Source organism: Cellulophaga sp. BC115SP, from assembly GCF_009905545.1.
GTDB classification, from domain to species: Bacteria; Bacteroidota; Bacteroidia; order Cytophagales; family Spirosomataceae; genus Flectobacillus; species Flectobacillus rivi.
Map to the genome: position 1 here is coordinate 1 of NZ_JAAALB010000061.1, position 26,889 is coordinate 26,889.

Genomic DNA, 26,889 nt, shown 5'->3' on the forward strand with positions numbered 1-26,889 from the left:
CCAAATCAAACTATTTTACTATTTTGATTACTTTAACTTGGCTAAAACTCAGGGCAACCTATTTTAGGCAAGGACAATTTCTAACTATTTCTGATTTCTGATTTTGGATTTTTGATTTAGAAATAAAGAAATATACCTTCATTTCTTGCAAAATATAGAAGCTTACACTTCCGAAATCCAACATCAGATATCCGAAATCAAAACAATTGCTCGCCTCAAACTCTTATTTCACTCATATCTTTATAGGTCTTTACTAATTCTGAAATAGTCAAAATCGGCAGAACCTCCTATTTCTTTGGTGGCATAATTAAATAGGCCAAATCGATAACCCATAAAATGCGGCAGGGTATATTTCATCTTAAGAGGTTCTCCTATCTTAATCCAATTTTTTCCATCGAGACTGTAGTAAAATACCGCAATATCTTTCAGATCTGTAAAATCACAGGAAGCTTTTAGATAAACTTGGTTTTGAGTAATAGCTACATTTTCGATTTCAACAGGCTTTCCCGTATTGGCACTTACCATTATGATTGATTTTTTGCCATTCTTAACTTTCACCCCTACTTGTCCAAAAATCTTTTGTAATAAACTTAATCCAGCAAAGTCGCCCTCTTTCATATTTGAAACGTCAAGTAAAACGCTACCCGAACAAGTTGGACCAAAAGTTCTCTGTGTTAATGTATTTCTTGCCAATAAATACGACGTATCTATACGAGCAGTTTTGAGACGTAAAAAACCTTTTCGTTCGGTAAGGCTCCAAAGTTTGTGTTCAGGATTATGGTTCCATTGCCAAACTAGCGGCAACGAAGGTTCTCCTTTTTTACGCGTAAACTCATCAGAGTTTACCAAATGTGGAATTAAACCTTTGCTTGCTGGCAAATCGAGTGTGGCAGGAACTTTACCATTCTCGCCCAATACTGGCCAGCCATTTTCCCAAGTTACAGGTACCCAATAAGGAATGCGACCGACGGCACCGTAATCTCTAAACAAATAAGAGAACCATTTTCCATCTGGAGTATCAATCAAGCCTCCTTGCGCAACGCCTTTGTCTTGAAATGCCACTTTGCCTTCCCATGGTCCTGTAATTTTATCCGCACGGTGAACTACAACGGTGCGCATACCACCTTTCGGCCAAGCAATATTAAACAAATAGTATTTCCCATTTACTTTGAATAGCTGAGACCCCTCAGAAGGTAAGCCAAGGGTTCCAGCAGGTGCACTTGCATTTTCGATTAGCACCTGAGGAGTAGCCCCTTCTTTCACCCCAGAAACATCACTCTTAAGTTCAATTATATTTAATTTTCCTCCACCATAAATTAAATACACCTTGTCATCGTCAAAGAATAAGGTATGATCATGATAGGATGGTGAAAAAGAATGGACTTTCCAAGGTCCTTTTTCTATATTTTTTGTAGTAAAAACGTAAGTTTTATTGGTCGTTTGAGCAAACGTGGTTACATAGTAGGTACCTCGGTGAAATCTTAGACTACTTGCCCAAGAACCACGTCCGTAGGTACTTTTCCCATTCGTTAAATTCAGCTCATCAATAGTGGCAAGTGTATCAATAGGATAACTCACCAACTGCCAATTCACTAAATCTTTGGATTTCATAATGGGTACATTTGGTACCATGTGCATGGTAGTGCTACTCATGTAATAGGTATCACCTACCCGTATCATCGACATGTCGGGCACATCTGCAAAAATAATTGGATTCTGTGCTTTTTCTGTTTGTGCAGTCGCCCAAAGGTTTATAAATAGGAAAAAAGAGGTAACAATTTTTTTTAACATAAATCGGTCTTTTTTTACAATGTGTCAATTTGACACTTTTAGAGGTAAAATAAAAGGCATGTCGATGACAGCCTTGATTAAAAATTATAATGAACAAAGTTAAAAAGGTTATTAGGATAAAGCAAATATTTTGAAATATTATTATTCATATATTTTATTATCTTTTTGTTTGTTTAGCAAAAAGTATTCGGTAGATATGAATAAAACGTAACTTTACTTCGTAATTAGCCATGTAACAGTACTAAACCCTGTTATTTTAGAAAATGAGTCAGAGAAGAATCACCATATATGATTTGGCAAGAGCCATGGGAATTTCGGCATCTTATGTGTCGAGAGCCCTAAATGAACACCCTTCTATCAATCCAGAAGTAGTGGCTGCGGTAAAGAAAAAAGCCAAAGAATTGAATTTTAAGCTTAATTCGCACGCCGCCAATTTGCGTCAAGGTTCGTCCAAAACCCTTGGTGTAATTGTACCGCATATTAATCAGAGTTTTTTCTCTGAAATTATTGCAGGAATTGAAGAAATCTGTTTCGAACATAATCACAGTCTTATAATTTGTCAAACGCATGAATCTTTCCAACGTGAAAGTATGGCTATAGACACCTTGGTTCGGCAAAATGTAGACTGTATTATTCTCTCAGTGGCGGCTGAAACTACCACAACCGAACATTTGGAAAACATCGCGCAGCATAACATTCCTTTAATTCAAATTGATCGTTATCTCGACCAACTAAATAGCTGTAAAGTTCTAAATGACAACAAAAAAGCAGCGTATGATGTCATGCAAAGTCTTTTTGGTCAAGGATATAAACGCATTGCTTTTTTGGGTGGTCCTACCCACCTAACTACTTTCAAACAACGACGTGATGGTTTTCTGCAAGCTTGGGAAGATTCAGATTTTTCGGCACAAGCCCCCCTATTGTTTGATGATGTTTTTGATTTGAGTGTTGTTACCGAAGTGATAGACCAGCTTTTAAAGGATACAAATAGACCCGATGCAATTTTTACTGTGTCAGACCATCAATCAGTAGCTGTCTTACAAAAAGCAGAATCACTGGGTATCCGAGTGCCCCAAGATTTGGGCATTTTTGGTTTTGCCAACGAAACCTTCACTGCTATTATGAATCCTTCCCTATCTTCTGTTGATCAAAAAAGTAAGGAATTAGGTATCAGAGCAGCCCGTGTTTATTTTGACGATATTCGTAAAAATAATGGTATCCCTAAAATCAATGAGGTGATTCTGGAAACAGAGTTGATGACTAGACAGAGTTCGACGAGGAGGTAAAGTTTGAAAATGTGTTGTCCCTAATTAAGTGATTATTTTTAATCTATATTTTATACTTAGAAGCACTTTACTTTGCGTTTCATGATGTATCATTCTAAATTACAGCATAAAAAATGCGTTCGAAATGGCTTTCTTGAACGCATTTTTTAATTAATAGCTAATACTAATATTTTGATGCCTTTTTCCAATAAACACAAACAAGTAAGACATTGGAGCTCTACAGATGAAAATAGTCACTCAATCTCAATTCACTCAATTATTTCTCACCTATTCTCCGTAAATCAATTTAGCCTTCAGAACAAATTTCTTATTTTGAACCTTTGCCATTTTTTCAGAAAGTATGCCACAGTCTAATAAGTTATCGGGGTTTGTTCTACGACCTGTGTAGACATTGATGAGCAATTCTAAGTCTTTACCCGTGACAGAATCTAAGGTACTTTTTTTCACCTTAATATTTTCAAATCTAGCCACTCGCTGCCCCATCAATTCGATTTCTTTACCAGCAATGCCACCTTCTGCCCACTCTTGCATATTGGGAGAATTTGGGTCAATCGGAATCCCTGAAAAAGAGGCAGACACGATTATGCTTTCCTTATCCTTTTCGATTTTAGCCTCAGCCTTTGGACTCAACTCAACTTCAATTTCAAAACTAGGTATTACTACTGAGTCGCCTTCTACACGATAAATACCATCATAAACGGGTTTAGGAGCCAGTTTAGCAGCTTTCAGAGAATCCTCTTTATTTACTTCTGTTTTATCTTTAAAATTGGAACAACGTACAAATAAGCCCGTCAATATTAAGCAGTAGATTATCGTCGATTTTTTCATAGTATGTGAATGTTGATTTTTGGCAAAATAATTAAATTCCCAATTCGGGGATTCGTAACACCTATTTTATTTTGAGACAATTGAGTAAATGACATAAAAACGCCTTCCGTCACGATATAGTATCTTAGACGAAAGGCGTTGCATTGTATTGATTTTAAAAAAATTGAAACCGCTTAGTTACAAAAGGTTACTTTCTCTTCAAACGAATTACTGTCAACGAATGTGCAGGAAGATTGGTTGAAAAACTTGGAGCAACCGACTGTTTACTTTCCACAGGCGTTACTTTGGTATCTTTTAAATTGCCTGCAAGGGTAATTTTAAGCGCTTCTGGGAGATAATCGAATTCCTTCAAATTCAATTTAGTATCAACCGAAGTTGGCAATACATTCACCAATTTGATAATCAAATCTCTGGTTTTGCTGTCTTCAACAACCGAAACAGAAATTCGTTTTTTAAGATATGAATCATTGTCTGACAACTCCAACTGGCTCGCAATATAGCTTTCTCCAGCGTGAACGCCATATAGCTTTTGAACTTCATAATCTACCGTAGTTTTTACTTCGGTATTATTGAAGAAAATCAAGTCAGGTTTCCATTGAGTATGTCCTTCTTTTGCCAATAACGGTGCATACGACGACATACTTACCACATCGCCATTACGCTCAAGACTGTTCAAATGTAGTGCCTCAACCAAGGAAGTATGCAAATTATTGGCTCTTCCACCGATATGTGCTGCGTATTCGCCCAAGTAAACTTTAGATTTACTACGGTCATAGTTGTCGTAATAATCTTGGTTATTGATAAACCAGCCTGGCGATTGATAATAATGCTCATCGACCATCGGAATATTGATTTCATTCGCTAATTTCCAGCCTTCTACATAATCAGTTCCCTCCGACCACGGTCCAACGGTGCCTATTACAACAATCTCTGGATATTTTGCTTTGATAGCTTTAAAAATCATTCTGAAGCGTTCTTCAAACAAATCTGTTATCAAATCTTCGTTTCCAATGCCAATGTATTTCAAGTTAAATGGCTTGATATGACCATTCATGGCACGCACTTTACCCCATTTGGTAGTCAAGTCGCCATTTGCCCATTCAATTAAGTCTAAAATATCTTGGATATAGCTATCCATTTGTTCCATCGGGATACCACCTTGTTGTCCAGCGCCACCCACACTTGAGTTTTGGCAACAAACGCCTGCCGCAATCACTGGTAAAGGTTGGGCTCCTATATCTTCACAAAATTGAAAATATTCGCCATAACCAATACCCATACTTTGGTGGTAGCCCCAAAGGTTAAACATTGGTTTGCGCTCTTCTAACTTTCCAATCGTATTTTTCCATTTGTAAATATTATCCAAACCATTCCCGTGCGCCACACAGCCTCCAGGGAATCTTACAAAACGTGGATGAAGGTCGGCAAGTGCCTGTGCAATATCCGCTCTAAGTCCATTGCGACGACCTTTGAAGGTATTTTTCGGAAAAAGCGAAATCATATCTAAGGCATATTGCCCAGCGGTTTCTGGAACAATCGATAACTCAGCATTAGCGGTTGACTCCTTAACCAATAAACTAATTTCATACTTCTGCCAAACATTTCCTTTCACATTCACAGCACCTTCAGCGAAAACTTTGCCCAAGGCATCCTTCAACTGAATCGAAAGTTTGCTGTTTTTTCCAGTGATATTTTTGGCAAATAAAGAGAAATAATAACCTTCTCCAGCCTTCAATGCAATACCTTCATAACCTTCGGAAACTAGAGCATCGCCTTTTTGTGTGGTAGTCAATACGGCAAAGTGAGCATTGTTATAATGAATTGGACGTATAGAGTCTATAGTCAGTTTGGCTTGACCCGTTGTATGCCAAGCTTTTGTCGCCGTCCAAGTTTTATCTTTACCTCCTTTTTCGGAAAGTTTATATTCAAAATCTCTATTCTGAATTAATTCGGCATAGAGACCACCATCGGCTGCATAATTCAAATCCTCAAAAAAGATACCCATCAAGGTTGAACTAATCGGTTTTCTTTTCTGAAAATCAACATTTACTTGCGCCGATAATGGCTTTAAATTCGCTAGCTTTACAGTATCCTCATATAAGTTTTCACGATACAACTTTTGTCTTTCTTTTTCAGTATCCAAATGCTTCAAGAGCTTATTGACAACTGCTGAAGAAACTTTATACACCAAACCTGTCTCGGTTTTTTCCCCTAATTTAACTTCGGTTCTAAGATTTAAACGAGCCGACAAAGACGCTTTTTGTTCTTTTCCATAGCTTCTAAAATCTTTGGTTATTGTGGTAAAAACATCTGTCATGTCTCCTTTTTTACTTAACCAAGAAATAAGATATTGCTTCGTTTTGGTATCGTAAGTAAACTCTGGCAATAAACAGTTTTCACTTCCTGTAAACACTGGATAACTCTGACGCCCCCAAGCGATTAGGTCGACCGAACTCGCATGTGCCAAGGCATTATCCTTTTCATTTACCGAAAAAACACAATGCCAAAGTCCGTCCGCACCGAGCCATAAAAATGGGCTTAACATTCTTTTTTGAGCACCCCAAGTACCATAATCAGAACCCAATACACCAAAATCGCTTCCAATGGCGTTCCATGTATTTTTGTCAGTGCTCCACGCAAGTTGTAAGCCAATTTTTCCATCATTTTTTAAGGAACAATAAGAAAAAAGATACACAGAATCTTGCTTAATAGTTTGTGCTGAGAGTTTTATCGTAAAAAAGCACAAGAGAAAAAGTAGTTTTTTCATAAAATTGATATTCGGTTAAAGGTTAAAATCAAGATTATTTGACAGGAATAATTTTGTACATCCCTGCTCCGTGGCGGTTAATTTCTGGAGAAAAAGTACCTGTAAAAACACCCACTTTTTTTCCAGACCATAAATCAACGATTTGGCATTTTCCAGTAAATCCAAGCGCTTTCAAATCAATTGAAATCGCTGATTTTTCGGGAACGACTGGACCAGCAGGGTCCTCGGTAAATACCATAAACTGCATAGTAGCTCCCACATTTTGCATGGCAGCGGCATTGTCCACCCCTACCAAGGCTTTGAAATGCGTATATCCTTCAGGAATATCAAACTCAATGACCGAGTTGGCATGAGTTCCTATCCCTTTTTCCTTGTTTTTATTAACCACCAAATCACTACCCGACACACCTTGATTTACTCGAACTTTACCCCAACCAGCAGTGGCTTTTTTCCATGTTAATTCTGTAAGCGATAGAGAGTTTTTATCATTGTACAAAACTGGATTTGCCCAATCGCCATGATCCCAATCCGTATTATCACCTCCGTTTGTAGTAACCAAATAGAGCTTCTTCGCCCCTTTCAAAGGAATATCCAAAGCTTGGCTTTGATTTGGCGTATCTCTTGAAATAAGTCCACTTTTCCATACAGCCTTTTCTTCTACTGCCATTTTCTGGTCGGCTTTGTTAAATACCGCCAAGAACTTCTCTCCTTTTTGAGGAGCATCGGCTACCCAAGCAGCGCTTTCCTCTTTCGTAAATAAAGGTCTGTTATTGGTACTTTTTTTCAAGACCTCCAACACACTAGTATTGGTAATTAAAGCATTTGTAAACGCATCATTGTCAGGGAAGTTTCCACCAAACATTAAGGGCGATTTGAAGATACTCCAAAGCGTCATCAGAGTATATTGTTCGTCCTTGGTGAAGTTGCTCATACGAGGATTACCTCTTTCTGCACGGATACCAATACGACCCATTGGCAACATATCTCCGTCAGGATACGCCCCAAAGGCTCTCCATTTATTCCAGCGCTCAAACACTTCAAAATGCTCTTTGAGTTGCTCCCAGCTATCCCAAAAATCGCCAACAGTGCGCCACATATTGGCATTTTTTTGCACATGGTCAGCGTGGTCAATAGGAGTTTCGCCTGGTGAAGTACTTAGCAAAATTTTACGACCAGTTCTGTCAATTGCCTTACGAATCATCTCGACCTCTTTTTCGAAATAAATCGGAGAAGAAAGGTCATCGACCTTTACAAAATCGAGTCCCCAAGAAGCGTACAACTCAAAAATAGAGTTATAATATTCTTGAGAACCAACTTTATCGGGCACAATCGTGTACATATCACGCAACCAACTACATTGGTCTGCTGGAGAATAAATATCCTTAGCAGTCACTTTTGTACCTTTGATAGGCAAGCCTCTTTCGACCGCCACAATTGGTACACCACGCATAATATGAATACCAAACTTCAGTCCTTTGCTATGAATATAATCGGCTAGTGGCTTAAAACCTTTTCCTCCTTTGGCAGACGGAAAACGATTTTCGGCAGGTAACAAACGACCATACTCATCGATATTATATTGAGGGTCAGTCTGGTTATAGCCATGCGCTTTGTCATTGGATACATACCAGCGAATATCCACCACGACATACTCCCAACCAAACTGCTTGAGATTTTTGGACATATAATCCGTATTGGCTTTTACCTCCGACTCGGTTACTGTCGGACCAAAACAATCCCAACTATTCCAGCCCATTGGAGGTGTTGCGGCCCATTGATGAAAATCAGCTTTATGTTGAGCAAAGGTTACACTCGCCAATAAAGTCAGCGCAGTGATAAGAGTTTTTTTCATAAGTTTTGTTAATACCTTGGGAACAAATGTGTCATTTTGACACAAATAAAAGTAAAAAAAATGACAGAACTGTTGGGTTCTGTGGGATAGCCATGCAAATTTAGAAGGAAATATTAAATAATTTAGTGGGAAAAGACAATTTTACAGTTCAATTATTTCATATTTGGAAATTGAAAAATCAAAAGTATTACGCAAGTGCTAGTGCTGGCGTCCTAGCAAGTACTCACCAATTCAGATGAATTAGCATCTATCAAGCGCATCCACACCGAAACGAGCAAAATAGACAAATCAGATTTACTACTTCATTTGACTGCTCACACCATCAAACGTATGAGCGTATATCTGTGAGGGTGTAATGCCTGTTGGTTCGGATTGTTCATAGTTTCAAAGCAATTTTTCCGCCCTGAACAGAGATAGCAGGAAGATTATTGAATTTCAGGATTAAATGCGTAATATAACAGGAAAATTCTGAAGGATAACCGTTTTTACTTCCACTTTAACGACACCTAGACTGGCACCTTGCCGAGTTCTGCAATATTCAGACCTTAGAGGCTACTCTACACGACTTGCAAAATATCTTTGGAAAAGATGTGGTCAAGGTAAGAAAACTGGGAACTAAAGATTATCCTTGTCGGAGAAATTTCAGTATACCGTTTTAATGCTTAAGCGAATGAGATTTGTAAATTACATAAAAAAATATTGGAGTGAAGTATTGGCGACAATCTTCATAATTGGGATTATTTGGTTTTTGATTTTTTATTGGTATCCTATCTATTTGAAACATGTGTTCAACTATCACAACCCTACATCTGATTTGTCCCATGAAGCTGAAGGATTTGGTCGAGGAACATTCGGAGATATGTATGGACCTTTAAATACTTTTGTATCTGGTCTAGCTTCACTTGGAGCTGTTATTGCAGTATTAGTACAAATTGGTCTATTTAAAATTGATAAGGATATTTTAAAAAAGGAAAAGAATGAGATAAGCTTTTTGTTGATAAAATATTTCAAATCTAACCTTAATTCATTAAATATTGAAAGTGTCATTCCGCTAAGAGCTAGGCTAAATAAGATTATAACAAGCAAGTTTAGTATGAGGGAGACATATATTGATGCAAAACTTGATGCGTCAACTGATTATTATTTTAGAGCTCTACTCAGTACATCAAGAGATGAAATATTTAAAGCGTATCATAGTACAAACCATCCCAAAGCTGATAAAATAATTGAAATATACTATAAAATTGAACTCTTGCATTCAAATTTTAAGGATTTAATGAACTTAATAACTATAACAAGAAAGGAGTTAAAACAAATTCAGTCGGAAATTCATAATTTAAAAGTTGAGATTTTATTAGTAGATAAACGCTCTGAAAATAAATTTAGCTTTCTTAATAATTGCGATCTATTTAGCACTGAAACTTTGTCACTTCTGGAAGAGAAAGTTGATTGGCAATCACCTAATTTTCGATTAACGTCACTGATTGATTTATTAGATAGCTATTTTTGGAAAAAAAGTGCTTGGGAATCACAAATAACTTCTTTGCACAAAGAACTTGTAGATTTTTTAGATCTCACTGAGAACCTTTAAGTTCGAAGAATTATTTAATAAAACTTTACAGTTCAATAATGTATCTCTACTACAGATGATATTATAAACTCGAAAAATGAAAAAAATCTATCTCCAGATTATCATCCTGCTCAATCTATTTCTCGTCATTATTTGGTATTATCCAACGATAATAGACTTTCTGATAATTCATAATCGCCATTACTCAATACCCAATGAAGATAACAAAATAGACCTTATTGCGGAGCGTGGTACATTTGGAGATATGTTTGGGTTATTAAATACTGTCTTTTCTGGTATTGCTTTACTTGGAGTGGTTTATACAATCTACGATGAAAAAGAAAGGGTTAGGAAGGAAAAATTACAGTTCCAAAAGGATAAATTATCATATTTTCTTGGTGTATTAAGACGTACAGTCTTAGAAATAGACCTTTCAACCACTCCAATTATAACTAGTATTTCATTATTAAATGATGATTATTTATTTTATGACCATATTATTTCTGAAAGGAATGCCCCTTCAAATTTTGATAGGTTAAATAAAATTATAAACTCACTAAATGAAGAGGAGTACTTTTTAGCATACATTGAAAATATAGATTTATCTGAGCAATACACTGAAAGATCTACTTCAATTTTAGTTCTATTCGATACACTTCACGAGATTACAGGTAAGTTAGAACAAATACAATCAAGCCTAACAAGCTCTAAAGATTATATCTTGAGTTGTAAAGAAAAAATAGCATTAGCTTTCAGAGAGAATTATGAAAATTTAGGACCTCATTTTAGTCAAAAATTTGAGATTTGTTATAGAGAATGGCAAAAATCAAATAAATCATTATACGACATCGATAGGTTTATCAATTCAATGATAGAAGTACATGAATTAAGCTCAGAAGAGTATGGGTCTTCGTTTGAATACACATTCATAAATTATTTGAAAAGCTCTAATAAAAAACTAAAGCAGATAGAGGAACTTATTAAAGGGGATGTTAATACAACTACTACATTAATGGAAATAATTGAGTCCGAGAAAATATTTATATTATTAGAATCACAGAAAATCTCTACCTTTATTCAAAGTAATAAAATTTAAAAACCTTCCAACAACGCAGGTTTTTTTATACTCTTTAAACTACCTAAATAGTCGTTACGCTTGTCCCCATTGCCTACCTCAGCACCAAAATGATTATGGAAACATAGATTATTATATAGCTATTACAAGCGACACTCTCTTCTTCACTTTGAGTCGTAGGAATGCTATTTAAACCAACATCCAGACAGAAAACGTAAAATAATACTACAATAACTTGCATTATTAATGGTTTATATTGTTTATTTGTATTCAACTAAGTTGAATACAAATAAACAATATAGTACAAATAGTAAACAGAGTAGAAATTTATGTCGTCAGAAGAAACAAATACAATGAATATCGGAGACCGCATTAGGATATTAAGGACGAATCAAAAAAGAACTCTACAAGAGGTAGCAGATGGCAGTGAATTATCGAAAAGTATGATTTCGAAAATCGAGAATAACAAAACGGTTCCTTCGGTGGCGGCACTGATTAAAATTGCCCATACTTTGGGGACGACTATTTCCAGTTTATTGGAAACCGAAGCCTTTTTAAATGCCATTCTGACGACCAAACAAAAAGCGGAAGATAACCTCAGACAAACCGAAAAAGGATATTTCTTTTATCCTTTTGGACAAGAATATCATCAGAAAAAAATGCAACCGATGTTATTTGTGGCTCGAAAAGGAGAAGTAAAACCACACCTTTTGCAACACGAAGGTGAAGAATTCATTTATATCATTAGTGGAGAAATGAAGATGACTGTCGGTGAAATAGATTATCACCTAAAAACAGGTGACAGCCTCTATTTCAACTGTTTACAAAAGCACGGTATTATGCCCATATCTGATGAAGTACACTATTTAGATATTTTTGTATAGCCTAAATCCCTCTTTTTTACTACTTTTTATAGCTCACAAAAGCCGAATTATCTAGAATTCTACACAGCCACATCATGAAAATACTCACATTTCTAAATCAATAAAATGCACTTGAAAAAAACATCATTTTTACTGTTGTTAGCAGTCCAATTTATGGCGATGACAGTTCCAGTATTTGCTCAGGAACAAACTCCTGTATCAATTCAGGTTGATTTGTCCAAGACAAAAGCTCCCATGAAGCCAATATGGGCTTGGTTTGGTTACGACGAACCGAACTATACCTATATGAAAGACGGCAAAAAATTGCTGACGGAAATCTCGCAATTAAGTAAAGTACCCGTTTATGTAAGGGCACACAGCTTATTGGTGACTGGCGACGGAACGGCCGCTTTGAAGTGGGGTTCTACCAACGCTTATACAGAAGATGCCAATGGAAATCCTATTTATGACTGGACTATCGTTGATAAAATTTTTGATACTTATATCGAACGTGGCATGAAACCTATCGCTCAAATTGGCTTTATGCCAGAAGCGCTTTCGAGCCATCCGACCCCGTATCGTCACTACTGGAAACCAGGAGATAATTATAATGATATTTATACAGGATGGGCGTATCCACCCAAAGATTATAACAAATGGGCTGAATTGGTTTATCAATGGGTAAAACATTCGGTGGCGAAATATGGTCAAAAAGAGGTAGAAAGCTGGTATTGGGAACTTTGGAACGAACCAAACATCGGTTATTGGAAAGGCACGACGGAGGAGTATATCAAATTGTATGATTACTCGGCAGATGCGGTAAAGCGTGCTTTACCAACCGCCAAAGTCGGTGGACCAGAAGTAACTGGACCAGACTGGGATAAGTCAGCTACATTTTTGAAAACATTTTTAGACCATGTCACCAAAGGTAAAAACTATGTTACAGGTAAAACAGGTTCGCCTATTGATTTCATTACGTATCATGCCAAGGGTGCACCTAAAATTGTGAACGGACATGTTCAAATGAATATGGGAACGCAACTCCGTGATATTGACAAAGGATTTGAGATTGTAGCGTCCTATCCAACGCTGAAGAAATTGCCGATTATCATTGGAGAATCAGACCCTGAAGGCTGTGCAGCTTGTTCAGAGGATTTACATCCCCAAAATGCTTACCGTAACGGAACTATGTACTCAAGTTACACGGCGGCGTCTTTCGCTAGAAAATACGAATTAGCAGAAGCTAGAGGTGTAAATTTGTTGGGAGCAGTTTCATGGTCATTTGAATTTGAAGATCAAGCATGGTTTCGTGGATTCAGAGATTTAGCTACGAATGGTGTCGATAAGCCTGTACTAAATGTATTCCGTATGTTTGGAATGATGGAAGGAAATCGTGTGGAAGTGAAGCAGAATTTAGCGTATGATTTCAAAAAAGTTAGAGACCAAAGTGTGAGAGAGGCTGCTGATATTAATGCTTTAGCTTCAAAAAGCACAAACTCTGCGGGAGTAATGGTCTGGAATTATCATGACGATAATGTGTCTGCCCCAGACGCAACAGTAGAAATATCTGTAAAAGGATTACCTGCTGGAAAAGTGGCTTTATTGCACTATCGTATCGACAAAGAAAATAGTAATGCTTACGAAGTCTGGAAAACGATGGGCTCGCCCAAACAACCCACCGCAGAACAAATTGCGATACTCGAAAAAGCAGGACAATTGCAATTACTTACTTCTCCCGAATGGATAACACCCAAAAATGGAGAGACGCAAATCAAGATGAAATTGCCAAGACAAGGCGTATCGTTTTTACATTTTAAATGGTAATCCTACGCTCGTGCTGGCTTGGAAGCCAGCACGAGTTATTTCTCTAACTGCTATTCAACTAAATATGAATTAGAGACCTTTACAAGTATTATTTTGTTGAAATTAGTAAACTATATGTTCTTCACGGCTCCAAAATTCAATTCGTTCGTTTTTAGCTTTGATAGGTAACCTAGTATTGATTTGATACAATTGATTCAATTTTAGAATGGCATAACTAAAATTCATTAAACCTGTCTTTAATAGCACGTCAAAAACAAATAGAACGCCTCTTACCTCTACTCCATCTTGCGTAGATTGCCTTCTTAACTTACCATCTCCCGTCAAAAGAATACCATCGTTAATTTTAGCAAAATACCACACAGAACAGTCTTCAAAGCTTAAACCACTCGTTTGAATCAAAAGGTTATATATACGCTCTAAATCCATTTCATCAGATTCAATTATCTCTAAAGTCCCTTGATCAATAAAAATCTGTAGAATCGCTCTTTGGTGTTCCTCCAATTCCTCAAACACAAAATCTGTGGTTTTTAACTCTAAGTGTTTAAGTTCAAATAGAAGGTGAATCAATTCGAGATGAATCAAATCTATTAAAATGTTTGCATCATTTATTACTATTCTCATCTAGGTCTATTTACTACATTATCGAACTTTCTAATACTTCATTTACATTCACATTTAGTAAAGATGCGGCTTTGTTTATGGAAATTAATTCTTGTGATAATGCTCGATACACAAGCTGTTCATAGCGGTGAGAAACCTCTGAAGATTGAAACCTTTCTTGATCAATTTCTTTTTTCAAGGCAGGATTAAAATTGAGTTTTTTATAGAATTCAGTAAGTCTATTTTCACTAAAAATATTTGCATCTTTTAATCTGTAAATAATTGCTCGAATGCTAATTCCATACTTTTTCTGCACCTCCACTAGCTCTCTAAAAGATATAGACTCTCTTTTATTGCCAAACTCTTTTATCACTAGATTTTGGGGAAATAAAAACTCCGCCGCAAATCTATTACATATATTTTCTTCAAATTTTACATCACACTCAGGTAATTCTAATAATAAATGTCCTAATTCATGTAACAGGGTAAAACGCTTTCTTTCAACACTAAAGGTCTTGTTTAGCACTACAACAGGATATTTTCCATTAATTATGGTTGCTAGACCATCAAAATTATTTTCAGGTTCATTGATTTCTATAATTTTGATTTCCTTATCCTCCAGCAATTGTATAATATTATGTATGGGATCAAATCCAATTTCCCATTCGATTCTTAAATTTGATACAATTTCTTCAATGTCATTAGTGGCACTAACCTTTCTCCTTTTTATAGGATTTTCAAAGGAATTATTGATTTGAAGTATGTTTTCAATTTCGAGATAATTAGATAGTTCAATCTTAATTTTTTCCTTCAAGGAATTTATTTTCTTTATTGAAAAGGAATTCTTTTTTCGAAAATTAATCTCACCTAACTCAACACTTGATGGCAAGAAAAAATAATCCATCTTCACTTCAAGTGCTTTTGCCAGCTTAATAAGCATTTTACTTGAAGGAATTGAATCTCCTTTTTCATATTTTGAAATCATTTGCTTCGACACACCAATCCTATCAGCTAAATCTTGTAAAGACATAGCTTGAAGAATTCTAGCTTGTTTGATTTTTGAAGATACAATTTCTTTCATGGCGTTAATCGATTGGTTGACATTTTATGTAAAATTACATTTTTTGTCAACCACAAAAAACTTTCTATCATATATTTTCACATGCTAGTGCTGGCTATTTCTGAGGATTCCAATCCTTAAAACTATTTTATATCAACAGCCCAGCTATCACTCCAACAACTCATAGATTTTTATATCATCTATCCATTGGCGTGATTTGGTCGAGCGAATAGCGAAATAGCCTCCTCCTAGTGGATTAGGGTCTTTTTGAGTAAAATACAGTTCTCCATTTACCCAAACCGATACTTGTCCTTGCTTTACCTCCAAGACAATTTTATAAACGGAGTTTTCCGTCAATAAATGTGCTTTATCATTTTTTTCCTGCCACAAAACTCGCTCTCCTCTCCCATCGTATTTTCGTAATCTGGTAGTTGAATTGTAGTTTCCTCCAATACCAACATAATACAAAGCCAATGAATCATACGTCGCAAAATTACCATCAGATTTACGCTCGAACTTAGGGTCTTGGCAACTCCAGAAGAAATTCAAATCTGAAAGTCTGTCGTTGGGTTTACCCTCCACAACCACATTTCTAGTACATTCAATTCTTACGTTTTGTGGGAGTTTCTGATTCAGCCAAACCGATATACCGCCTTGGGTATCCACCCATAATTTTTCGTCTTTTATACCGTACGAAGAACCTTTGGCTTTATCCCATTCAGTAACCCAATTTTCGCCTAATTCTTTTCTGGAAAAATCATCTTGGAAAACCAGTTTTTGTTTTGGAGCAATTCCCAACTGAATAGCATCGTACATGATTCCTGCGCCATGTTTGAGGTTTTTCATCACAAAAGAAAGCGTATTACCTTTTTGCTTTAGGTATTCTGCTGAAAAATGTATTTCCCATTGTTGGTAATAACCACTCAAAATCGCTGAACGATAAATACTTGCATCGTTTCCAAATGCTCTTTTTCCAATCAAATTACCATTAAGCAACACTTCTGGACTAGCATTTCTACTAGCGCCCGCCACTCCAACTGTTAACACGTATTCGCCTTTGGTATTGCTAAGTGAATCAGGTAAATCAAAATGAATATTCCATGAACCATTTTTTGTTTGGGCATAGTACCAATCCTTGGTTTTACTTTTCCCAATATAAAAATCAAGGGTTTCAGGGGTTTGGGTAAAAGTCTGGTAGTTGCGATTACGTTCGCTAAAACCAAATCCTTTGGTTGTGCGGTCTGCTGTTCCAATTTGCCACAAAGTCGTGGCGCTATTACTTGGTTGAAAACTGACTTTCCCTAAATCAAGCGTTTTGATCTCCTCTATTTGAATGTTATCAAGTCGGAATTCCTCCATCACATTTTCAGCAACTACATACAAAGTGTACTTTCCAGCACGAACGTTATTGATCAAAAATGATCCATCTTTTTGGCTTCGAGTATCAAAAATATACCCTTGAGATTGAGCCTGCCAATCAAAATTGGGATTTGCCAAAATGATTCTGGTATTGGGCTGAACTTTTCCGTTAATCTGGATACTCCCCTTTATAGCTCCACGTGCTAATGGATATTCTTTATGGCTCATCCATGAATAAGGCCATTTTACTTTTTCTTCTTCGGCCTTTCTTTTGGCGTCAGCCCAAACAGTTTTGATATTTTTACCCTCATTAAAATAAATCAAGAAGGGACCATTGAGCTTCGTCCAGTTGTCTTTGACTAGATTATCGCCTTTTCTTTTATCCAGTAAATAATGTCCACAATTGAACATATTCATCAAAAATGGCGTACTATGGACGGTATTATATTGCTTAGTAGGACCACCATTGAGATATTCATGTGAGGCCTGAATAATAAACATTCCCAGACCAGACTTTTGTCCAGCCATACCATGCACATAACGTCCATCGATATAGTCGCTAAAATCGTATTTTGTGTAAACTGAGCTATCGGGTAAGCGGTAAGTCCAATCTTGGATTTCTTGTGTCAGCACACTCATAGGAGGCATTTTACCTTGAATATCATCTCTAACTAAATGATAATCAAACAATTGATCATCTGCACGAATACCAAAACGAGTTTGTCCATAATCGGCTATAGAATCGCCTTTTGCGTGAGATTGTACCAAATAACAATAAATCCCTGAAGTCTCTTTGGTGAGGATATAATGTAAATCGTAAGTGAAATGATTACTGGCAACGTGTTTGAAAGCAATTTCGACTAAATCAGAGTTTTCCCTGACTACTCTAAACTCACTAGGAGCCATCGAAAAACCTGGCCCGAGCAGGTAAAAACGACCATTTTTCCCTAAAACATTGTCATGCTTTGCATACGAAACAGCACTTACATCAGCATTTTTATGCTGAAAAGTAAAGCTTACTTTGCCGTTGGATAAGACCGTTTGTTCGGTCGTAGAATTTCGTTTTACTTGCCCAAATGAATTAAGACTGATTCCTAAAAATAGAAAAAATAGGTTTCTGTAAATAAAGGTATTCATGATAGAGATGGTTATGATCACGCAAATGTAGGATACCTTTGTGAAGATACCGTCCTGTGATGGACAGCACTTTGCTGGATTTAGCACTGTACAAAAGATTTCTAAAATTTGGAGATTTCTGATTTCGGTAATATGGAATTATCCTTTTTTTACAAAATATAATTTTAAAAAGCAGGGTACGCTTTCGAAGGTTTCTATCATCATTAGCACATTACTAATCTTGAATTGTCTTTAAAAACTTGGTCAATGTCTCATTCTTTTAAACTTTTTCTCATACTATTTCTTCCTTCATTTTGGGGATGTGCTCAAGGTTCGATTACTCAAACTTCTTTAGAAAAATGGCAACAACAAGCACAGCTTTCCTTCCCTAATTCGGAGAAAAATCAGCTCGTATTTCAATTACATTCCGCAGTGGAACAGGTTGAGTCTTCGGAGCAATGGGTTGGAAGAACGCTCTATGATTTGATGAACAAAAACAATTACCGTGTTCTCGAAACCTCTTGGGTCGTGGTAGTCAGATTAGATTCTTTGGCAAATACTGAACAAATCATTTATAGTGAAAACTGTCCTGAAGAATACAAAAAATCATTTGAAATACTGCTAAGCCAGAGCTTTGCCTATTTGCAATTCAACAAAAATCCAAACTGGCAAAAATTATTTAGTCGTAAACAATTACTTTTTGAAACCACCATCAAATGGTATTATGCTGGCGGAACCATCATTGAACAATCATCCAGTGAAGATATAGCTCCTTTCAAAAAACCTTTCCTTTCATCAAAAGAGACTATTGTTATGCCTTTGTTTTCGAAAGAAATGTAATAATCTCTCATTCGGCATACAGTCTTCATTTTCCTCTTCATGTGTTGCTGAAAAATATTTTCCATTTTTTTTTCGATTTTATTTGGAACAATCGTTCCTAATACATTACCTTTACGGAACAAACATTCCGATAAGGGGTTTTAAAATCTAAAACAACGAATAAAATGAACAAATTATCAAATAAAATCGCAATCGTTACAGGCGGTAACAGCGGTATCGGATACGCAGCAGCTCAAGAATTAAGTGCAGAAGGCGCAACAGTTATTATAACAGGAAGAAACAAGACCTCTCTAGAAACGGCTGCTTCAGAATTACAAGCCAAAGCCATCGTGGCAGATCAAGGTGACTTAACCTCTATTGATAGATTGGTAGAGGAAGTAAAAACTACTTATGGCAAAGTCGACATCATTTTCTTAAATGCTGGCGTTGCCTCATTCGCACCTTTAGAATTTGCTACAGAAGAGCACTATGATAGCATTATGGATGTCAATGTCAAAGGCGTATTCTTCACACTCCAAAAATTCTTACCTATCTTAAATGACGGTGCCTCGATTATTTTCAATACCTCTATCAATGCCCATGTTGGTATGCCAAATTCTAGTGTGTATGCTGGTAGCAAAGCCACGATTTTGGCCTTCAACAGAGTATTTGCTACAGAATTAGCCCCAAGAAAAATTCGTGTAAATGCAGTCTCTCCTGGTCCAGTAGAAACTCCCCTTTATGGTAAATTAGGTTTAGGTCACGAAGAAGTAGCTGGATTTGGCGAAATACTTGGCAAGAAAATCTTGTTGAATAGATTTGCACAAGCCAACGAAATTGGTAAAGCTGTCGTATTCTTAGCTTCTTCAGATGCTTCATTTATCACAGGAACTGAACTAGTCATAGATGGAGGCTTGACTGTAAACCCTGTATTAAACTAATTTTTTTATCCAAATTTGGAATAAACGTTCCGTTTAAATAGCTTTGTTGAAAATCTTTCAGCAAAGCTATTTTGCTACACTAAATCAATACATATTATGGCGAGGACAAAGGAATTTGACGAAATAGAAATCTTGGATAAAGCAATAGATTTATTCTGGTTTAAAGGCTATAATGGGGCATCTATGCAAGATGTAGTCAATACATTAGGTTTGAGTCGTTCGAGTATATATGATACTTTTGGAGACAAACATAAATTGTATATTTCAGCCTTAGAGCAATATCGCAAGCAATCTGCGGGTGCATTAATTAACATGGCAAAGCAATCGTCGCATCCCTTGCAAACTATTGAACAGCTTTTCGAAATGTTGACCAACGAAAGTGTAAATACCGTTTGTAATAAAGGCTGTTTTATGACAAATAGTACGATTGAACTTGCACCTCATGATCCTGAAATTCAGAAAATTGTGAAAGACAATATGCAGGATATAGAAGAAGCTTTTTATCTTCTTGTCAAAAAAGGTCAAGATTTGGGAGAAATCAACCAGCAGAGTGATGCAAAAGCCTTAGCTCGTTTTCTATTTAATACGATTTCAGGGCTTAGAGTTGCTGCTAAGTCAGGAGCCGACAAAGCTGTTTATCAGGATATTATTGGAGTGACATTGTCGGTGATTAGGTATTAGTGCTGAATTATGAGTTGTAAATTTAAATATCAATACTTTATACTCAAAAATTGAACTAATAGGCTTTAGGTTATAAGCTGTAGGCTTAGGCAAAAATGTATTCATGATTTCATTAGAAGCACTTTTGAATTTTCAGCTTACAGCATATTGCTTAGAGCCAATAGCGGGCAAAAATAAAATTGAATAACTAAAATAACTAAAATAACTACCACACTTTCCTTTTTGAAAACTCCAAAGGGGCGACAATTTGGTAGCAATCATTCTTGAAACAGACTTATTTGAGTGCCTTAAGTGTGACAGAATGCAAACAATGTTGAAGTCTATCGCACCCTACAGCGTTCTGGACAATCGTAAGAAAGTGAAGGAGCTTTACCCAGAAATCTTGAATTGGGCTAGTTTAATAAAATAACATGAAAATTTATTTCTTAGTATAATAGAAATAGATAACTCACGACAATGACTTCAATGTCTACTAAAATCGAAATAGTTAAAGCTGATATTACTAAAATGTCAGTTGACGCAATCGTCAACGCAGCCAACACTTCCCTATTAGGTGGCGGTGGCGTTGATGGCGCTATTCATCGTGCAGGAGGTTCGGCGATTTTAGAGGATTGTCGTAAAATCATCGCAAAACAAGGCGGTTGTAAAGTTGGAGAAGCTGTTATTACCACAGCAGGGAAACTTCCTGCCAAATACGTAATTCATACCGTAGGACCAGTTTGGAATGGCGGTAATAAGCATGAAGCTGAAAAACTTGCCTCTTGCTATACCAAGGCTTTACTATTGGCAAAAGACCATCATTGTAAATCAGTTGCGTTTCCCAATATTAGTACTGGTATCTATAAATTTCCAAAGGAATTGGCGGCGCAAATTGCATTTGAAACCGTGTATAAATTTGTGACGGAGCAACCTTATTTTGAAAAAATAGTATTTGTATGTTTCGATGATGATAATTATAAATACGCAAATAATCAAATGCAAAAGCTCAAACTCTCCACAGAATAATATTTCAATTAGGGTTAATAGAAACCTATTTGATTGTCTTCCTTCATATTATATTAAGCATTTACCTCATAATTTTCTGTGTCCAGTTTTTACATTGGTACCCTACTTTAGACAACTATTTACACACATGTTAGCTTATTTATCGATTTGGAAATTCTTGCTACCTGTGAAGGTATAATATATCGATAGAAGTATCAATTTATTGATAAACCGTAATAAAACACCAAATAAATCTTTGATTAAAAATAAATATTTATTGTTTATCAATAAATATTTATTACTTTTATGACATAACTTAAACTTCTTAAAATTATGTCAAGCAAAAACAACTTTGTATTTAAAAGTTTACATGTGGTCGCATGGATTATCTTTGTAGGCTTATGTATCGAAGCAGGTGGGTTGGTAACCAACTTTATTTTCAGCATTTACAAACCTGAGTTTGTCCAAAATCTATATCAAAAATTAGATTTAAGCGACATGTATCGACGAAGTAAATGGGCATTTGGTAGTATGTACAGTTTTATTTTGGTCATCGCTTTTCTAAAAGCTTATTTATTCTATGTCGTTATCAAACTCATGAGTAAGCTGAACTTATCAAAGCCTTTCAACGATTTTACTTCTGCACAAATCACACAAATTAGCTACTATACATTGATCATAGGTATCGGTAGTTATATAGCCCAGCAATCTGCCAAAAATTTACAGCATCACGGTTATCTTGTCGATAATCTAAATCCATTTTGGGCAGATAGTCAGGCGTTTATCCTGATGGCAGCGGTTATTTCAGTGATTGCCACTATATTTAAAAAAGGAGTTGAAATCCAAAATGAAAACGATTTAACAGTTTAAAATATGCCGATTATTGTAAATTTAGATGTTATGATGGCCAAACGTAAAATGTCGCTTAATGAGCTCTCAGAAAGAGTTGATTTGACCTTATCTAATCTTTCTATCTTAAAAACAGGTAAGGCCAAAGCAATTCGTTTTAGTACTTTAGAAGCTATTTGCAAAGCATTGGACTGTCAACCTGCCGATATTTTAGAATATGTCATGGAACAATAAGGATATCTATCAAAAAACTATTTAGCCAAACTCTTTTGCTCAGAGTTTGGCTTTTCATTTATAAACATTTGTTATTGCTTCCAATGTTTAACTAGCTATTTTCCGATTATTTCACGACGATGTCGTCTTCCCCAATCAGTCAGGTTTCTGATAATGGTCTGCAAGGTTTTTCCGTGCTCAGTAAGTTCGTATTGTACGGTAATAGGCTGGGTTTCCAACACAGTGCGTTTAATAATTTTGTTAGTTTCCAGCTCTTTCAATTCCTTACTCAACATTTTGTTGGAGATACCATTGACATCATTCAAAATGTCTGAAAATCGTCTTTTGTTGTAATAGCAAATCGAAGATATAATATTAATTTTCCATTTCCCGCTCAGCACATCCATAGAATCTTGGACAGCCAGCATTGCTTTTTTGTGTTCATCCCCTTGATATTCTTCACATTTCATATTTTTCCTTGTTACTAAAGTGTTACTGTATTACCTCAATGATACTGTTACTTTTTGACACCAAGTTACTAAAATAAACTAACAACATATACCTTTGCCACTCAAACTTTAAAGAAAACATTCATGAGCAAGTTATCAAACAAGGTGGCAATAGTAACAGGAGCTTCAAAAGGTATTGGAGCCTCCATCGCAAAATATTTTGCCGCAGAGGGCGCCAAGGTAGTCGTAAATTATGCATCAAGTAAAGAAGGAGCGGAAAAAGTAGTGACCAGTATTACCGAAAATGGAGGCACCGCTATCGCCATTAAAGCCGATGTATCTAAAGCAACAGAGGTAAGTCAGCTTTTTGAGGAAACAAAAAATGCGTTTGGACAAGTAGATATTTTGGTCAATAATGCAGGGATATATCAGTTCTCTCCAATCGAGACATTTTCGGAAGATTCTTTTCACCAGCAATTCAATACCAACGTATTAGGTTCATTGTTAACCATCAAGGAGGCTGTTAAGCAATTTGATGAAAAAGGCGGTGTAATTATCAATATCAGTTCGGGTGCAAGTACCACGCCTCCTGCTATGATGTCGGTTTATTCTGCCACAAAAGCAGCCTTAGACGCCATCACTATTTCCTTATCTAAAGAGTTTAGCGGACGGAATATCCGTATTAATTCATTACTTCCTGGCGGAGTCCAAACAGAAGGAACAATCACCGCAGGTATCACAGGAAGTGATGCCGAAAAAGCCATGATTTCTAAAACACCACTAGGACGAATCGGGCAACCAGAAGATATTGCCAAAGTGGCAGTATTTTTAGCCTCAGATGATGCTGGGTGGATTACTGGAGAGAAAATAACCGTTGCAGGTGGCTTATATGGCTTGTAGTCATTGGGTTAACTTTTAAAAATAGGCAAAGCAATTGATGATGATTGCTTTGCCTGTTTTTATTTTATTGGTTTCAAATATTCATTTCAATCATAGTGAAAAGCAAAAGTTCTTTTTAACTTAGTGTAAGTTGGGCATTTCTCAACCAAACATGTTAACAACTAAACTCTTATACTATGGCACTCATTAATCCTTATCTACATTATAACGGCAATGCTGAGGAGGCATTCAATTTTTACAAATCTGTATTCGGCGGCGAATTCGCTATGATTGCAAGATTCAAAGATTTAGAAAACCCCGAACAACCTTTTCCAGAGGAAGAAGCCAATAAAGTAATGCATATAGCTTTACCAATCGGCAAGACCAATGTATTAATGGGGAGCGATGTGCCAAACGTACTAGGAAAAGTCAATGAGCAAGAGAATCGAAGTAAAATCTCAATAAGTGCTGAAAGTAAAGAAGAGGCAGATTATTTGTTTAATGGACTTTCAGCAGGAGGAAATATCGAAATGCCAATAGCAGATAGTCCATGGGGTTCGTATTTCGGTATGTTTCGAGATAAATACGGTATAGAATGGATGGTAGATTTTGACCCAAAGTATAATGGTCAGGTGTAAATAAAACCTTTTGTCATTACTCGTCAAAAGACCAACAATACGAGTGCCAGCAATTACTAGAATGAAAGAATAGACCTTCTTTTGGTTGTGATCATCTGCATAATAAATCTATATTTTATTATCGAACTTGGTGATTGCTTACGCACTCATTGTTGGTCAAAAGACCAACAATGGCAGAAAAATTAAAGCCATAAAAAGACTCCATCTCTTTTATTTCGTCCTCGGTACATCCAACATTCTTTGGATGATTGAGAAACCACAAGGGGAATTCAGATAAATAGGTCATGTTTAAAAATTAATACGGTAATATCCAAATCGCAGACTTGAACCAGAATTATTGGATACTTGAACCCAACGGGGGACATTTTTTGAATACTTTTTTACTTAACATCTTTCCATTATTCCATTTTTCTTGTTCAGTCAATACTCCATTATCATCGTAGTATAACCAATCACCTATTTTTTTGTTATTTTTATAATTGCCAGTTACATAAATCTTTCCATTCTCATTATAATATTCAAAACGTCCATTGAATTTTCCCTCTTGAATATCTACTTTTAGAACTAATTTACCAAATTCGCCAAATATTCTAAACTCACCATTTTCTACTCCATTTAGAAAACTCACCGATGATCTGAAATGTCCTAATGTATCGTAATCTATCCATAATCCTTGCTTTAATCCATTAATAGTTACTCCCTGCGGAAGGTCTCTATTAGCTGTTATTTTTTTATAATGTACTACCACATTATTAGTTTTGGGCGCTTCACAAGATAATTGCAAAAAAATAACTGTAACAATCATTTTTCCCTTAAAGTCCATATATTTTTTCTATATTTTTGATTACGCTTTTTTGAGCTTTAACATCATTATTATGATGTCATCTTGACTTTTTAACCATTATTGGTCTAGTGAATAATAAAATATGAGAAAGTAGCGATCGAAGATATGCTTAAGTCTTTATCGTTTCCAACAAAGTCATGGCTTCAATAATGTTGGTAGCCTTCTCCATACTTTTGATTGGTGACAACCCAATACTTTTTCTTCAGCCCTTGTTGGTCTTTTGACCAACAATACGAGCGACAGCAACTCGCTAATTGAAAAATTCACTTTTTTGTAATAATCAACAGCATTTGATAAGTCGTATCATGAGTATTACCCATTTCTTCTACCAACAGCGCCCAAATACTTGGTAAACATTAGAAAATATGGAGATTCATCTTTTAGAATACTTTCATAAATGTTTATTAAAAAAATAATTTTATTATCGAATCCTGTATTACAAAGTTTTAAATTAATTTCTTTGAATATTCTAAATTCAAAAATTTCATCCTCTGAAAACCGACCTTCATAATCTGGAATATCTAGCGGTTTTAAACTCCTTTCATGTAACAAAGTATTTATTAAATTTTCAATTTTATAAATATCAAACTCAACAGGTAACAATCCTTCTTTCAGTGTAAATGAAGTTAAACTAATTAAAACATCATACCTCTCAGAATTAATTTTACAAAATTCCACTAAGTTGTTTTTACGATTTAAAATATATACAAACTTCATAATTTGGGATTAAAAAAAATTATAACTTCATCATCTGTATTTTTTCGGGTGCTGTGGGTTCTATTGTCAGGCACAAGCTAATTTCACCTATCTTCTGTAGTATTTTGTGGAACACTATGAACAGTCGGGGATTCCAACAACCTTTAAAAAACTCTCAAAACCATCCTTTTCAAAATTCTGTATGGATTCCCATGAAAGTATATCTTCACCTTCAAACCAAAAATAATCGTCTCGATTAATGTTAAGATACTCGTAAATAAATAAAAAAATCAATTCTAAATTTTCTTGCCAGACTGGTTCAATATATGCTAAACTACATAAGTTTTTATTTGGAATTAGATAATCAAATGCTTTATCTTGCCCAAGCTCAATGAGTTCGATGTCTACGCCTTGAATTGATAACAAAAAACCTTGCTTCTCATCATTTTTAGAATCTTCCTCTAATCTAATCTCGGTGTTTTTAAGTGACCCATTTGAAAAATAACTATTCCAATTTTGGTACTCAAATTTGATACCGTTACGAAAACAAATTTTCACAGTATCTATCAATACTTTCTCTGGAGAATGATTTTCCCAGTTTTTAAGTAAATGTGCAAGTCTTCCCATTTTTCATTTTAATATACTCCTTAATTCTTCCAATGAATATGCAACTATTGTAACACCTTGTTTTGTGATTCTTTCTAGCATTCTTACTAATTCTGGAGTAGCAACTGCTAATGATTTATCAATATAAAGAATATATTTAAGCCATTGCTGGTCTCTTAGCAAACGATGAAGTTGTTTAAACTTTCATAAACTTGCTCGCGAAAGCAATGAATTTATACTGTTTGAGCGAAGCGAGTTTATAAATTCTTGATTTTTTTGCGGCCGCCGCTGCGGTTACT

25 protein-coding genes are annotated in these 26,889 nt (G+C 35.8%); 13 read left to right on the top strand and 12 right to left on the bottom strand.

The window, feature by feature from the left end:
- Positions 1 to 240: 240 nt before the first annotated feature.
- Complete coding sequence (locus GVN22_RS24565) at positions 241 to 1,791, bottom strand: glycoside hydrolase 43 family protein (RefSeq protein ID WP_166553654.1); 1,551 nt, start codon at positions 1,789 to 1,791, stop codon at positions 241 to 243.
- Positions 1,792 to 2,054: 263 nt separating this feature from the next.
- On the opposite strand from GVN22_RS24565, the gene GVN22_RS24570 reads away from it, so the two are divergent.
- A complete protein-coding gene (locus GVN22_RS24570) occupies positions 2,055 to 3,077 on the top strand; it encodes a LacI family DNA-binding transcriptional regulator (protein ID WP_166553655.1) in 1,023 nt (340 codons plus the stop codon).
- 267 nt (positions 3,078 to 3,344) lie between these two features.
- Here the strand turns inward: GVN22_RS24570 and GVN22_RS24575 are convergent, their stop codons facing one another.
- The 3 genes from GVN22_RS24575 to GVN22_RS24585 all read right to left on the bottom strand — a co-directional run bounded on the left by GVN22_RS24575 (position 3,345) and on the right by GVN22_RS24585 (position 8,524).
- Complete coding sequence (locus tag GVN22_RS24575) at positions 3,345 to 3,905, bottom strand: hypothetical protein (RefSeq protein ID WP_166553656.1); 561 nt, start codon at positions 3,903 to 3,905, stop codon at positions 3,345 to 3,347.
- Between the two features lie 187 nt (positions 3,906 to 4,092).
- Entirely contained in the window at positions 4,093 to 6,672 is a 2,580-nt protein-coding gene (locus GVN22_RS24580) for an alpha-L-arabinofuranosidase C-terminal domain-containing protein (RefSeq protein WP_166553657.1), read from the bottom strand.
- Between the two features lie 34 nt (positions 6,673 to 6,706).
- Entirely contained in the window at positions 6,707 to 8,524 is a 1,818-nt protein-coding gene (locus GVN22_RS24585) for an NPCBM/NEW2 domain-containing protein (protein WP_166553658.1), read from the bottom strand.
- A gap of 670 nt (positions 8,525 to 9,194) precedes the next feature.
- Here GVN22_RS24585 and GVN22_RS24590 point away from each other — a divergent pair.
- From GVN22_RS24590 to GVN22_RS24605, 4 genes are all read left to right on the top strand, one after another.
- Positions 9,195 to 10,115 carry a hypothetical protein gene (locus tag GVN22_RS24590; protein ID WP_166553659.1) on the top strand — a complete coding sequence of 307 codons (921 nt, stop codon included), beginning with the start codon at positions 9,195 to 9,197 and terminating at the stop codon, positions 10,113 to 10,115.
- Positions 10,116 to 10,191: 76 nt separating this feature from the next.
- Complete coding sequence (locus GVN22_RS24595) at positions 10,192 to 11,190, top strand: hypothetical protein (protein ID WP_166553660.1); 999 nt, start codon at positions 10,192 to 10,194, stop codon at positions 11,188 to 11,190.
- A 308-nt stretch (positions 11,191 to 11,498) separates the two neighbouring features.
- A complete protein-coding gene (locus GVN22_RS24600; RefSeq protein ID WP_166553661.1) occupies positions 11,499 to 12,053 on the top strand; it encodes a helix-turn-helix domain-containing protein in 555 nt (184 codons plus the stop codon).
- 111 nt (positions 12,054 to 12,164) lie between these two features.
- Positions 12,165 to 13,856, top strand: coding sequence for a beta-xylosidase (locus GVN22_RS24605; protein WP_240915762.1), 1,692 nt, complete (start codon positions 12,165 to 12,167; stop codon positions 13,854 to 13,856).
- 102 nt (positions 13,857 to 13,958) lie between these two features.
- Here the strand turns inward: GVN22_RS24605 and GVN22_RS24610 are convergent, their stop codons facing one another.
- The 3 genes from GVN22_RS24610 to GVN22_RS24620 form a co-directional block, all read right to left on the bottom strand.
- Positions 13,959 to 14,477 carry a PIN domain-containing protein gene (locus GVN22_RS24610; protein ID WP_166553663.1) on the bottom strand — a complete coding sequence of 173 codons (519 nt, stop codon included), beginning with the start codon at positions 14,475 to 14,477 and terminating at the stop codon, positions 13,959 to 13,961.
- 13 nt (positions 14,478 to 14,490) lie between these two features.
- Positions 14,491 to 15,537 carry a helix-turn-helix domain-containing protein gene (locus tag GVN22_RS24615; protein WP_166553664.1) on the bottom strand — a complete coding sequence of 349 codons (1,047 nt, stop codon included), beginning with the start codon at positions 15,535 to 15,537 and terminating at the stop codon, positions 14,491 to 14,493.
- Between the two features lie 147 nt (positions 15,538 to 15,684).
- Complete coding sequence (locus GVN22_RS24620; protein ID WP_166553665.1) at positions 15,685 to 18,012, bottom strand: DUF6250 domain-containing protein; 2,328 nt, start codon at positions 18,010 to 18,012, stop codon at positions 15,685 to 15,687.
- A 246-nt stretch (positions 18,013 to 18,258) separates the two neighbouring features.
- Here GVN22_RS24620 and GVN22_RS24625 point away from each other — a divergent pair, with 246 nt between their 5' ends.
- The 6 genes from GVN22_RS24625 (at position 18,259) to GVN22_RS24650 (ending at position 22,499) form a co-directional block, all read left to right on the top strand.
- The gene (locus GVN22_RS24625; RefSeq protein WP_166553666.1) at positions 18,259 to 18,831 is read left to right on the top strand and encodes a hypothetical protein; all 573 of its coding nucleotides are present in this window, start codon (positions 18,259 to 18,261) and stop codon (positions 18,829 to 18,831) included.
- Between the two features lie 164 nt (positions 18,832 to 18,995).
- Entirely contained in the window at positions 18,996 to 19,751 is a 756-nt protein-coding gene (locus GVN22_RS24630) for an SDR family oxidoreductase (RefSeq protein WP_166553667.1), read from the top strand.
- A 96-nt stretch (positions 19,752 to 19,847) separates the two neighbouring features.
- Positions 19,848 to 20,432 carry a TetR/AcrR family transcriptional regulator gene (locus GVN22_RS24635; protein ID WP_166553668.1) on the top strand — a complete coding sequence of 195 codons (585 nt, stop codon included), beginning with the start codon at positions 19,848 to 19,850 and terminating at the stop codon, positions 20,430 to 20,432.
- Positions 20,433 to 20,897: 465 nt separating this feature from the next.
- Positions 20,898 to 21,437 carry an O-acetyl-ADP-ribose deacetylase gene (locus GVN22_RS24640; protein ID WP_166553669.1) on the top strand — a complete coding sequence of 180 codons (540 nt, stop codon included), beginning with the start codon at positions 20,898 to 20,900 and terminating at the stop codon, positions 21,435 to 21,437.
- A 312-nt stretch (positions 21,438 to 21,749) separates the two neighbouring features.
- Positions 21,750 to 22,286 carry a DUF2975 domain-containing protein gene (locus tag GVN22_RS24645; RefSeq protein ID WP_166553670.1) on the top strand — a complete coding sequence of 179 codons (537 nt, stop codon included), beginning with the start codon at positions 21,750 to 21,752 and terminating at the stop codon, positions 22,284 to 22,286.
- Between the two features lie 3 nt (positions 22,287 to 22,289).
- On the top strand, positions 22,290 to 22,499 hold the full coding sequence (locus GVN22_RS24650) for a helix-turn-helix transcriptional regulator (protein ID WP_166553671.1): 210 nt from the start codon (positions 22,290 to 22,292) through the stop codon (positions 22,497 to 22,499).
- 95 nt (positions 22,500 to 22,594) lie between these two features.
- Here GVN22_RS24650 and GVN22_RS24655 read toward each other — a convergent pair whose 3' ends face one another.
- The gene (locus GVN22_RS24655; protein ID WP_240915763.1) at positions 22,595 to 22,906 is read right to left on the bottom strand and encodes a helix-turn-helix domain-containing protein; all 312 of its coding nucleotides are present in this window, start codon (positions 22,904 to 22,906) and stop codon (positions 22,595 to 22,597) included.
- A gap of 165 nt (positions 22,907 to 23,071) precedes the next feature.
- Between GVN22_RS24655 and GVN22_RS24660 the strand changes: the two genes are divergently transcribed.
- Together GVN22_RS24660 and GVN22_RS24665 are read left to right on the top strand one after the other, a co-directional pair.
- On the top strand, positions 23,072 to 23,827 hold the full coding sequence (locus tag GVN22_RS24660) for an SDR family NAD(P)-dependent oxidoreductase (protein ID WP_166553673.1): 756 nt from the start codon (positions 23,072 to 23,074) through the stop codon (positions 23,825 to 23,827).
- A gap of 176 nt (positions 23,828 to 24,003) precedes the next feature.
- A complete protein-coding gene (locus tag GVN22_RS24665) occupies positions 24,004 to 24,444 on the top strand; it encodes a VOC family protein (protein WP_166553674.1) in 441 nt (146 codons plus the stop codon).
- Positions 24,445 to 24,562: 118 nt separating this feature from the next.
- Here GVN22_RS24665 and GVN22_RS24670 read toward each other — a convergent pair whose 3' ends face one another.
- From GVN22_RS24670 to GVN22_RS24685, 4 genes are all read right to left on the bottom strand, one after another.
- Positions 24,563 to 24,730 carry a hypothetical protein gene (locus tag GVN22_RS24670; protein ID WP_166553675.1) on the bottom strand — a complete coding sequence of 56 codons (168 nt, stop codon included), beginning with the start codon at positions 24,728 to 24,730 and terminating at the stop codon, positions 24,563 to 24,565.
- A 48-nt stretch (positions 24,731 to 24,778) separates the two neighbouring features.
- The gene (locus GVN22_RS24675; protein WP_166553676.1) at positions 24,779 to 25,267 is read right to left on the bottom strand and encodes a toxin-antitoxin system YwqK family antitoxin; all 489 of its coding nucleotides are present in this window, start codon (positions 25,265 to 25,267) and stop codon (positions 24,779 to 24,781) included.
- 333 nt (positions 25,268 to 25,600) lie between these two features.
- On the bottom strand, positions 25,601 to 26,005 hold the full coding sequence (locus GVN22_RS24680; protein ID WP_166553677.1) for a hypothetical protein: 405 nt from the start codon (positions 26,003 to 26,005) through the stop codon (positions 25,601 to 25,603).
- A 114-nt stretch (positions 26,006 to 26,119) separates the two neighbouring features.
- Complete coding sequence (locus GVN22_RS24685) at positions 26,120 to 26,611, bottom strand: hypothetical protein (RefSeq protein ID WP_166553678.1); 492 nt, start codon at positions 26,609 to 26,611, stop codon at positions 26,120 to 26,122.
- Between the last annotated feature and the right edge of the window lie 278 nt (positions 26,612 to 26,889).